At 39.7% G+C, this 11,964-nt stretch carries 7 protein-coding genes and 3 pseudogenes; 9 read left to right on the top strand and 1 reads right to left on the bottom strand.

Going from position 1 to position 11,964, the window contains the following annotated elements:
• The 8 genes and pseudogenes from HJP15_RS22440 to HJP15_RS18740 all read left to right on the top strand — a co-directional run.
• Window positions 1–447 (top strand): annotated as a pseudogene (locus tag HJP15_RS22440) (transposase); the annotation flags it as partial.
• Between the two features lie 237 nt (window positions 448–684).
• Window positions 685–2,766: a GspE/PulE family protein gene (locus HJP15_RS18770; protein WP_054206494.1), complete on the top strand. Its 2,082-nt coding sequence runs from the start codon at window positions 685–687 to the stop codon at window positions 2,764–2,766.
• Between the two features lies 1 nt (window position 2,767).
• Complete coding sequence (locus HJP15_RS18765) at window positions 2,768–4,138, top strand: prepilin-type N-terminal cleavage/methylation domain-containing protein (protein ID WP_170174332.1); 1,371 nt, start codon at window positions 2,768–2,770, stop codon at window positions 4,136–4,138.
• Between the two features lie 14 nt (window positions 4,139–4,152).
• Window positions 4,153–4,935: a hypothetical protein gene (locus HJP15_RS18760; protein WP_054455633.1), complete on the top strand. Its 783-nt coding sequence runs from the start codon at window positions 4,153–4,155 to the stop codon at window positions 4,933–4,935.
• Window positions 4,936–5,059: 124 nt separating this feature from the next.
• A pseudogene (locus HJP15_RS18755) lies at window positions 5,060–5,230 on the top strand (Mobile element protein); the annotation flags it as partial.
• A 140-nt stretch (window positions 5,231–5,370) separates the two neighbouring features.
• A pseudogene (locus HJP15_RS18750) lies at window positions 5,371–5,592 on the top strand (transposase); the annotation flags it as partial.
• Window positions 5,593–6,035: 443 nt separating this feature from the next.
• A complete protein-coding gene (locus HJP15_RS18745) occupies window positions 6,036–7,931 on the top strand; it encodes a S9 family peptidase (protein WP_170174330.1) in 1,896 nt (631 codons plus the stop codon).
• Between the two features lie 227 nt (window positions 7,932–8,158).
• Window positions 8,159–8,500 carry a hypothetical protein gene (locus tag HJP15_RS18740; protein WP_054455638.1) on the top strand — a complete coding sequence of 114 codons (342 nt, stop codon included), beginning with the start codon at window positions 8,159–8,161 and terminating at the stop codon, window positions 8,498–8,500.
• A gap of 183 nt (window positions 8,501–8,683) precedes the next feature.
• Here HJP15_RS18740 and metG read toward each other — a convergent pair whose 3' ends face one another.
• Window positions 8,684–10,708, bottom strand: coding sequence for a methionine--tRNA ligase (gene metG / locus HJP15_RS18735; protein WP_054206500.1), 2,025 nt, complete (start codon window positions 10,706–10,708; stop codon window positions 8,684–8,686).
• A 176-nt stretch (window positions 10,709–10,884) separates the two neighbouring features.
• Here metG and apbC point away from each other — a divergent pair, with 176 nt between their 5' ends.
• A complete protein-coding gene (gene apbC, locus HJP15_RS18730; RefSeq protein WP_054206501.1) occupies window positions 10,885–11,964 on the top strand; it encodes an iron-sulfur cluster carrier protein ApbC in 1,080 nt (359 codons plus the stop codon).

Genomic DNA, 11,964 nt, shown 5'->3' with positions numbered 1-11,964 from the left:
CCTCTGCCCCGCAGGCAATGGTATGTGGCGAAGCGGGGTTAATGTAAAGAGTCACAATCAAGAATACACGCGATTCTGCGGTTACTTAAAAGATTGCAAAGTATGCCCACTGCAACAGCAATGCATGTGAAAGCCACCAATAAAAACAGGCCGACAAGTGCAGTTTAAAAATGATGAGTCGCGTAAACAGCTCAGCTACATTGACAAAATGAAGGCCAAAATAGACAGCCCACTGGGGCGACGACAATATTTTATAAAGTAATGGTAAAAGACTCGGTTGTATAGAATCTGCTTTCCTTATGGTAAAAAGCGAAATATTACAGTCAATAAAGGCATGAACAAATTGACCTTACGCGGACAAGCGAAAGTGAATACATTCACTTTATTTTGCGGCAGCTGTATTGCCTTGTTCATAATCTAGAAAAGCTGAGAAACACGATACATTAATAGGGGTAACCCCTTATCACCTCAAATAAGCCACTTAAACACCTGCAATACCTTCTAAAACGCCCATTAAAACAACATCAGTCCTCTTTTTATATTTACGTAAAATCGAAGTAGCCGATTGAATTAAAATGAGAGCTCAACTATGTTTAAAGCATCAATAAAAATAAATTAAAAACGAGCTATTCTACAGGCTCGTTATATAAAGTGATGTCTAGTAAATAAAGGCAGGAGGCTCTAATGGTACGAACATCAACACATTGGCTTCTGGATGCTCTGCTTAGTTCAAAACCTGAGCTTGTACTACCAGATAACTATAATCTTTCAATGGATGCCCGTGAAGCTTGGCATCAATTGCAAACAACACTAAGATTACCTGCTAGCGCAATTTGTAACGCACTTTCTTTAACTTATTCTACAGACAGTATTAATATACAAGAATTTAAACCTCCCAGAGATAACCCTTTTAGTGAAAAGGTTTGTCGTGATATGGGCATATTGCCCTTTGATTTGAGTGTTAATAAACCGGTTATTGCAACTTATGATCCTCGTCGACTTCCCGAGTACTATGATCAAATACGTTTTATTCTGATGGGTGACTTTAAACTGGCTATTTTGTCTCCTGAAGAATTTGATATTGGGCTTACACGGCTCTTTTCGACAATTAACCACGACTATAGGGCTATTGATCTAACCGTTGCGTTAGTCGATGAAGGTGAAATTCCCCAGTTAGCGAAAGCCATCTTACGCTCTGCTATAGATAAAAGGGCATCTGATATTCATATACACCCGATGGTTGGTGGGGCTGCAATTAGATTTCGAGTTGATGGTGTTTTAGAGCGAATTGCATCGTTTCCCAAGCAGCAGCACGAAGGCTTGTCTCGCTATTTTACTATGAATGCAGGGCTAGAGCTGAACCCCCTAACTGCTCAAGATGGACGAATGCGATTAATTTATGGTCAACGTGAAATTGACGTTAGATTGTCTTTATTGCCCGTATTTGATGGCATGAGAATCGTGTGTCGCCTTCTTGAGCAAGGCAAGCAGTTTTCTTTAGTTAATAGTGGCTTTTCCCCTTCTGATTATCATGCACTAAAACGACTTGTATCCTACGGCTCGGGAATTGTACTGCTGACGGGGCCTACTGGGTCGGGGAAGACATCAACACTGTACGGCCTGCTTTCAGAACTCAATAGTGTAGATGTCAATATTATGACCTTGGAAAACCCGGTGGAATACGTTTTACCCGGTATATCACAAGTGCAAGTCAATGATGCTCAAGGTCTTTCTTTTGGTGATACGTTGCGATCAATACTAAGGCAAGACCCTGACATTGTTTTGGTTGGTGAAATACGTGATGCTGAAACGGCAAAAATCGCATCTCAAGCGGCGTTAACGGGGCATTTGGTATTGTCTACGTTGCATACTAATGACGCAATGGCGACAGTACCTAGACTTTTGGATCTTGGAATAAATCCATCGGTTTTGGCTGATGTATTGGTTGGTGTCGTTTCCCAGCGTCTGGTTAGAAAGCTATGTTCATCCTGTAAAGTAAAGGTCACTAAGCCACTCCTTCCTGAAGAATTAGAATATGAACGTATCACCGGTGAGCAGCCTGGTTGTCGTGCTATAGGATGTGATAAGTGTCATTATACTGGCTACATGGGCCGCCTTCCTATTACTGAAGTCATGGAAGTATCACCAGAGATGCGCACATTAATGTTAAGTGGCTGTAATAACGTTAATGACTTAACAGAGGCTAATAACAGTTTTCAGACGCAGATGGCCGTTAGCGCAGGGCAATGGATAGTTTCTGGTGAAACAACAGTCCAAGAGGTCGGGCGTGAGCTGGGCTTACATTTTTGGCGTGAACTTGCAGTGGTTAATAATAAAGTACCAAATATGTTGCTAGATAATTTTTCAAGGTCAAACTCGCTTTCAGAGGATCGTCTCAAAGTTTTGTTGATATCTGATAATAAAGAGCTTCAATCAATGCTAGCTGAAAGTTTTCAATATGGAATAGTCTTTGTTAATAATGAACACAAGGCTTCCGAAATTTTGAAAAAAGATACTTCAGTTATTGCCATTTTAATTGATGCTGCCCTTATGCAGTCTACTCCAGAAAAATGGCTTGGAAAGCTGAGAGAGCAATTGGCTTGGTCGGGGACTCCTGTGCTATTTTTAATCCCCCAAAATCAAAATGAAACCAAAATATTGTTGAATAAATTCCATGCGCATGCGATGGAATACGATGAAAATATGACCTCTCCTACTGAAATCGTTAATAAGCTACAAAGTATACTGACTAAAGGAACACTCTAGTATGAACGCTCAAATATTACGAAAAAACACTAATCAGGGCTTCACTTTGTTAGAAATAATTGTTGTTGTTGCGATTATTGGAATACTCGCGGTTGTGGCGGTTCCTTTGTATAATGATTACATAATACGTGCGCAGGTTACAGAAGCTTTTGTTTTTGCCGATGCGGAAAGAATTAAGGTCATTGAAAAACGTATTGAAAGCTCCAACTTTGATATTGCAACATTTTCTGAACCAAAAGTACATATGACTTCTTTGAAGTGGGTGCCTGTAGCGAATAACAACCCAGTCGAAAATTCAGTTATCGGGTATATTCTTCCTACTATGGATTTAAAAGGCCTTGGGGTGAGAGATACGTTTGCACTTGAGTATTTTTATAATGGCTCTTGGCGTTGCGTTAATGCTGCCAATGTGATTGGGCGTGGCGCAGTGTCTACCAATAAAGCGCTTGATGACAAGTATCTCCCAAGTAGCTGCCTTAACGGAGCAGGACTTTTGGCTGCACACCCTAATGTGCCTGCGGGCTGCCCCTCTGGAACACAAAAAGTACAAGTGAAAGATGCTAACGGTAAACAGCAACAAGTCTGCCAGCTACCTAAGACACAGAAACAACCTCAGGTCGTTCCACAACTACAACCACAAGCACAAGCACAACCACAGTTACAACAATTAACGCCAAGTGTAATACCAATAGTAAAACCACAACTTAAAAAATGTCCAGGCACTTTAAAATTAGGTTCGGATGGAAGGTGCCATACATCGAGTGCCCCTTTGCCGGCACAATGTCCCGTGGGTCAAGACTGTGGGCATCATGATCCTAAATGTTCAATAGCGGGACAAGAATATATAGGGGAAACTTCAGTCGCTGTACGCGATCAACACAACCCTTTTGGAAGCAGAAATAATTATGCAACTAAGACTACGAACGTTCCCGCACAATGCGTCGCAAAATGTAAAAACGGTTTTGTTTTTAATCCCAAAGAACCTTCAAAGTGCTCATTAGCCCCTTCAACAAATAATCATACTTGTCGAGGCCCTAAATTTATTTGTGAGCGAAGCCATGTCACCACAGGGGCTGCCTGTACAGTTGATGCTCCTTATGCTGCCAATTTTATTGAAAATTTAAAAGATGGTTCCCGTTATGTAACAAGAGGCTGTGTTACACAGCAAGAGGCATTTGAAGCTGACAAGTACAATAAAGGCAATGCAAATTGCAAAAATTATAATGTTGTAGTGCTACAAGACGCTCACTTTAAATGTACATTTGCTTGCTATGGTGATGCTTGTAATCTTGAATCCGTTCCAGATCATCCAGCGACATGGGGTGATGGTAAATCGTCAACGGATTTACCTGATCAGTTTAATACTCCTTAAAGGTAGGTTTCAGTATGGCTGATAAAAAGGATAAACAATCATTTAACAATGGAACTCACCAGCCTAGCTTGAATGATATTTTGAAAACGAATAGTAACGCAAACAAAGTAAGTGGTAGCTATAACAATAGAGGTGCCAATAATGGTACCTCTATGACTCCCCAAAGCCTTGATGAAATACTGAATAAAGATAAGAAAAAACAAAAAGTGAATCCCAGTGTTGCCAATTCTGCCTCTCTTTGTGATTTGCCAGGTTTAGATGATTTGGTCAATATAGGAAGTCATTCTAAGTCTTTTCAGCAACATACTTCATCTAGTAGAGATGAATCAGCGAAGACGATTCACCAAATAATTAATTCGACTAGGATTGAAGATTCACCCAAACAGGAAAAGAAAATTGAAGGTATTGTTGGTCAAAAACACCGTAAAGTTTTAAGTATCGTAATTTTTTTGGTATTTATTATTATCGCTACTAGTTTTTTCAACCCTAAACAAGATAAAGGAATAGCGCCCGAATTTGCCTTGGCTCAACAGTTGATGGTTGTCGTGAATGGGATAGAAAAATACCGATTGGAAAATAACAAAACACCAGAAAAACTGTCTGATTTAGTTGAATTCCCTAGTGGGGCTGTAGAGTGGAGGGTCGACCAATATGATTTGCAACTAGAGGCGAGTGCGTTAGAGTTTTTTTTCTGGGAAGATTTAAATGGTTACATTGTAATATCACGGCTTGGGGATGAAGCTTGGATGTATAGCAATGAAGGTGAATCGAAAATAAAAAGAGTACCAGCAAGGTAGAAGGTGGTTACACAACAAAAAACAAAGAAAGAGCAAAAAAAAAATAGGAAAACACCTATCCTAAATTTTGTATTTTCATATTTTTTACTCGCTTTAAATGAGTGTGAAAAAAACAGAGTGATGCATGGCAATTGCAAGAAAACATCAAATAAGTTTGGTTGATACAAAATACTATCACTGTATTTCTCGGTGTGTTCGCCGAGCATTTTTATGTGGTGAAGACTGTTTTACGTGAAAGCCTTATGAACACTGCAGAGCGTGGTTTGAGGACAAGTTACTTGCTTTAGCAAAGATATCGCCTGTATGGCCTATGTAGATTTAAACCAAATCAGAACGATGAAAACAACGATGAGATGAAAACAACGATGACACCCATCCTAAAGTTTATATTTTTTACTAACTTTTAATTCGCATGAAAAGTTACCTGTATGTTATATGGCAACTGCAAGAAAAAGTCAAATAAGTTTAGTTGATACAAAGTATTATCACTGTATTTCACGTTGCGTTCGTCGTGCTTTTTTGTGCGGGGAAGACCGTTCTACAGGCCAGTCTTTTGAGCATCGCAGAGGCTGGGTTGAAGATAAGCTGCTTGGGTTAGTCAAGGTGTTTTTCATTGATGTATGTGCCTATGCAATCACGATTAACCAGCAAAATGTCAGGAACATTTAACAACAGCGCAGCTGGCCCGAAGGGCGAAAGGCTGGACGCCTGAAGTACAGCCATTTAGTGCTTAGTTGATGATAAAAAATAAATAGATTTAATGATAAAGCCATTATTATTGCTGTTATCCATGGCGCTCTTCCCTTCGGGCCACCTAAGACGTTCAACGTTGTTTTCACCGCAAATCATAATAGTTATATTCCCTTACTTTTCAATACTGTTAACTTAGTTGCTGTGTTTTCCACTCAACAGCTGTTTACCTTAAAAATGATATATTCACGCAGTAAAAGTAGGTGGACCAAAGCGACATGCAGTTTGTGTTGCATAATGTGATGGGGTAATTTTTTCATTTCATGAAACCTATTTGTCATCTCGCTTACTATTCAGTTGCCATTTTATTGTGTAACCTAAGCCGGATTTATTTTTGGAGGAATTTCGCGATGTTGCGAACGATATTATCTGTAAGCCTGGGATTGTGTGTAAGTATGGGGGCATATGCCAGTGAGGTTATGACCCCTGAAAAACTTTGGCAAGTAAAACGTGTGAGTGCGCTGGGTTTAAACCAAAATAAAACTCATATAATTTACAAAGTAACGACGCCAAGTGTTGAGAACAATAATTTCAATAGCAAGGTCTATCAAGTGCCACTAAAAGGTGGTGAGTCTCAGTTGTTAAAAGCCTATCAAGGTCTTTTTATTGATAGCAGTATTTCGCCGGATGGCAGCAAAAAACTTCTTCATGAAAAAGTAAAACTAGAAAAGGTTTTGGCATCAGACAGATATAAAGAGCTTGGTCAAGCTAACGCTTATGTGTTTGATGATTTAAACTATCGCCATTGGGATACGTGGAAAGACGGCAGCTTTAAACATGTTTTTTATCAAGACTTAAAGACAGAAGAAAAAGTCGACATCATGAAGGACATGCCATTTGATAGCCCAACGTCACCATTTGGCGGTGCTGCTGATTATACGTGGGGACCCAAGGGCGAAAATATTTATTATGTCAGTAAAAAACTGACTGGTGAGCAGTACGTTAGCAGCACTAATACTGACATTTATCGCTACAACCTCGCTAGCAAAAAAACGACAAACATCACACAAAGCAATTTAGGTTATGATAAGTACCCCGCGTTCTCGCCAAAAGGCGACTTAGCATGGTTACAAATGGATGAGCCAGGCAATGAAGCAGATAAAAACGATATTATTGTTAAGGTGAAAAACCGTGACTTTAATCTAACAGAACACTGGGATGGCACCGTAAATAGCTTTAAATGGAGCAATGACGCTAAGCATATTTATTTTGTAGCGCCAGTTGACGGCACTATTCAGCTGTTCCAAGTATCTGTAAATACAAAAACTAAGCCGAAAATTATGCAGCTTACAAACGGCATGTTTGATGTAAATAGCATAGTTGCAGTATTAGATAATCAGCTTGTGGTAACACGTAACAGCATGAATGCCGCGCGTGAAATTTACAGATTTGATCTGGATAGCAAAAAGCTGACTGCGTTGACGAAAGAAAATGACACATTTTATGCCGATCTGGACTTACCCAATGTTGAAAAACGTATGGTAAACACCAAAGATGGCCAACAGATGTTAACTTGGGTTATTTACCCGCCTAATTTCGATAGAAGCAAAAAATACCCAACTTTACTTTATTTACAAGGTGGCCCGCAGTCTGCGTTATCTCAATTTTATTCTTTTCGTTGGAATTTCCAAGTAATGGCTTCACAAGGTTATATTGTGGTAGCCCCTAATCGTCGTGGTATGCCGGGTCATGGTGTTAAATGGAATGATGATATAAGCCAAGATTGGGGTGGGAAGGTAATGCAAGATTACCTTGATGCCATTGATGATATAGCACAAGAATCATATGTTGATAAGTCCCGTATTGGCGCTATAGGTGCAAGTTACGGTGGCTATTCTGCATTTTATTTAGCGGGCAACCATGAGGGGCGTTTTAAAACGTTTATAGCGCATTGTGGTATTTTCGATTTACGCAGTATGTACGGTACAACCGAAGAGCTATTCTTTGTAAATAACGAACTAGGGGGGGCGTTTTGGGAGGATAACGCCGCGACTAAAAAGTCATACGGTCAGTTTAATCCGATCAGCTATGTTGATAAGTGGGATGCACCTATGTTTGTTATTCATGGCGGCAAAGACTACAGAGTGCCGTTAGAGCAGGGTATTGCTGCTTTCCAAGCTGCAAAACTACGTGGTTTACAGAGCCGGTTTTTATACTTTCCTGAAGAAAATCATTGGGTGCTGACGCCGCAAAATGGCATTGTATGGCAGCGTGAGTTCTTTAAGTGGTTGGATGATACGCTTTAGCCAAAGCTAAACTTCGTTTAATAAAATGTCAGGGTCTAATTTTTACACTCTGGCATTTTTATTTGTATAGAGGATACTGCTGAGTCCCGTAAAATATGATAATGCCGATTGATGTATGAAATAAAGCAATCTATTGAATTTAAATGATAAATGATATATTTTATCGAGATAATTAAATCACAAGCGAGTAATTCTATTTACTCACTAAGAACAAGGACAGTCGTATTTTGGACGAGATTAATATTTTTACGCCGGACTATTTTTTAGATCTTTTTATATTAGTGATAGCTATTTTGGTTAATTTTTATGTTTATTTTTCGTTGAAAAAAACATTTAAATTCAAAAATGATATTTATATATTACATTTCTCAAAGGCTTTTCTCTTTTTTGGGGTATCGACTTTGTTCAGCTTGCTTTCTTTTATTACAATAATTCTTATTGTTAGTATTGGGGTAGACAGTCAATATCTTGATATGTATGTAGATGTGCCTTACAACCTGGCGTTTATTGTTGGTCTGGTTTATTTATATCGAGGTGCGAAAAATATCAAAGTGCTTAGAGTTACCTAACGCAGTGATCGTAGGCTTGACCTACAAAAACAGTAAGCCTAAGTTAACAGGATGGAAAACGAAAGGAATTGAAATAAGCTATACCCAATACCCAATATGAAAACCGATGACTCAGTGGCTAATCATTAAAAAAGCCGTTGTTTTTAAACAACGGCTTTTTAGTATTCGTAAGTCGAATTACATTTACATTACACGCATACCTGGCTCTGAACCATCGTCTGGGTTGAGAATGTAAATTTCTTTACCACCAGGGCCTGCGGCTAGCACCATGCCTTCTGACATACCAAAGCGCATTTTACGTGGTTTTAGGTTTGCTACCATTACAGTGAGTTTACCTTCAATGTCTTCAGGTGCGTAGGCCGATTTTATACCCGCAAACACTTGACGAGTTTCGCCGCCTAAATCAAGGGTAAGCTTTAGTAGCTTATCAGCGCCTTCTACGTGTTCTGCTTTAGCAATTTTAGCAACACGTAAATCCACTTTTGCAAAATCATCAAATTCGATTTCAGCAGCAATGGGTTCTTTTGCAAGAGGGCTGTTTGGATCTATTTTGTCTTTTGCTGCTAATAAGCTTTCTTTTGATTCTTCAACCATTTTGTTTACTTTATCCATTTCTACACGTTGCATTAACGGCTTAAATTTATTGATTGGGTGACTTATTAGCGCAGTTTGCGCGCCTTGCCATGATAGCTCGTCATTTAAAAACGCTTCTACATTACTTGCCATACCTGGTAACACTGGTTTTAAGTAAGTCATTAATACGCGGAATAAGTTAAGGCCAAGTGAGCACACTTGATGCGCTTCTTCTTGCTTGGCTTCGTCTTTGATTAATACCCATGGTGCTGCGGTATCAATAAATTGGTTGGCTTTATCAGCAAGAGACATAATTTCACGAATTGCGCGGCTGTAATCACGGTTTTCATAGTGCTGGGCTACAGTATCAGTGGCTGCTTGAAATTCGGCCAATAATTTTGGATCCATTACAGTATCACTTAATTTACCGTCAAACTTTTTAGTGATAAATCCGGCACAACGGCTGGCAATATTAACCACTTTACCCACTAAGTCTGAATTTACACGTAGGGCAAAATCTTCTAAGTTTAAGTCAAGGTCGGTAATACCGCTGTTAAGTTTTGCTGCGTAGTAATAACGTAAAAATTCAGGGTCTAAGTTATCTAAATAAGTACGCGCTTTAATAAACGTACCTTTTGATTTAGACATTTTAGCGCCATTAACCGTTACAAAACCGTGGGCGAATACATTGGTTGGCTTTCTGAATTTTGCGCCTTCAAGCATTGCTGGCCAAAATAAGCTGTGGAAGTAGATGATATCTTTACCGATAAAGTGGTAAAGCTCAGCATCAGAGCCTTCTTGCCAAAATGCATCAAAGTCGATGCCTTGTTTATCACATAGGTTTTTAAAGCTGGCCATGTAACCAATTGGGGCATCTAGCCATACATAAAAGTATTTACCTGGCGCACCTGGAATTTCAAAACCAAAATACGGTGCATCACGGCTGATATCCCACTGTTGTAAGCCATCGGCAAACCATTCGTCTAGCTTGTTTGCCATTTCTTGTTGGATACTACCAGAGTGTAACCACTCTTTTAGCATGCCTTCAAATGCGGGTAAGTCAAAAAAGTAGTGCTCAGAATCTTTTAATACAGGCTCAGCACCTGACATAACAGAGCGCGGGTTGATTAGCTCTGTTGGGCTGTATGTTGCACCACAAGCATCACAGCTGTCACCATTTTGATCTTCAGACTTACAGGTAGGGCACGTACCCGTTACGAAACGGTCGGGTAAGAAAATGCCTTTTTCAGGGTCAAATAACTGTGAAATAGTGTGTTTTTTAATATGACCGGCGTCGTTAAGGCGATTATAAATCAGTTCACTTAATTCTTTGTTTTCTTGGCTATGAGTGCTGTGGTAGTTATCAAATTTGATATTGAAATCAGCGAAGTCACGTTGACGCTCAATACTGACATTTTTAACCATTTCTTCTGGCGTGATCCCTTGCTTTTGCGCATTGAGCATTATTGGCGTGCCATGGGCATCGTCGGCGCAAACATAATAAGCTTCGTGGCCTTGCAGTTTTTGAAAACGTGACCAAATATCAGTTTGAATATATTCCAATAAATGACCTAAATGTGTAGGGCCATTGGCATAAGGTAATGCGCTGGTAATGAGGATCTTTCGCTGTGTCATAATCATTCCGAATTGACGGTTCCAGTTAAGGAACGGATGAAAATCATAATATTATCAGCAAACCTAAAGCAAACGCCTTCAAGGCTAGCCGATTTTCATTAATTGACTGGTGTTAATGCCCTGAATGTTACATAATTCCGAGGCAATTTTCATCAAAGAAACACTATTTTATTGCTATGTTTGGACTGTCGAAACTATTCTCCTCTAAATCGGTGCAAAAACAACCGATTATTACTGCATTAGCCGCTTATCGAAGCGCTGTTTTCGCTGTCGGCGTTGATGAAAAATTTATTAACGATGTTGAGCTGGGTAAAGATAAGTCATTGCTGATCAGCTTAACCTTGCCTTTTGCTGCGCAATCAGAAATGCCAGCAGTCGCAGCGTTTGTTAGCGAAAGGCTCAATCAGGTTGTTACAATTACAGCGTGTGTAGCATTGCCTCCCCAATGTAAATTTAAAAAAATTAAACATATTGTATTAATTGCCTCAGGCAAAGGTGGTGTCGGAAAGTCGACCACGGCGGTTAATATTGCAGGAGCGCTCAAAGCAGAAGGCGCCAAAGTGGGCATTTTAGATGCTGATATTTATGGTCCATCGATCCCGATGCTTTTGGGTTTAGTCGGCGCAGAGCCTTCTTCAAAAGACGATAAGCAATTAATGCCATTTGATGCGAATGGAATTAAGGCACAATCAATTGGTTTTTTAGTCCCTAGCGATGACGCTACTGTGTGGCGTGGCCCTATGGCGTCGGGTGCAGTTAATCAGTTGCTTAATGAAACTGCATGGGGCGAGTTGGATTATTTAATTGTTGATATGCCGCCAGGTACTGGCGATATTCAGCTAACGATGAGCCAAAAAGTACCCGCCAGTGGGACTGTTATAGTGACAACCCCACAAGATTTAGCCCTTGCTGATGCGCAAAAAGGCATTGCAATGTTTAATAAAGTTAATGTACCAGTGCTTGGCTTAATTGAAAATATGAGCCACTTTTTATGCTCACACTGTGGTGAACCAAACCATGTGTTTGGTAAAGATGGTGCAATTAAATTAGCGCAGCGTCACGGTGTTCCTGTGCTGTCACATATTCCTTTAGCGATCAATATCCGCGAATACTCAGAGCAAGGAAAATTAATTGCTCTGGATAATCAAACGACAGTCAGTAAAATTTATGCTGATACTGCGCGGTTGATTGCCAGTATGCTTTACTATCAACAACCACATCATGATTCAGTAGAAATCGTGATTACGGATGATTAA

Source organism: Pseudoalteromonas sp. NEC-BIFX-2020_002 (assembly GCF_013002825.1).
GTDB lineage: Bacteria > Pseudomonadota > Gammaproteobacteria > Enterobacterales > Alteromonadaceae > Pseudoalteromonas > Pseudoalteromonas neustonica.
Note: the sequence above shows the minus strand (reverse complement) of the source record. Positions and strands in the feature narration are given on the sequence as shown.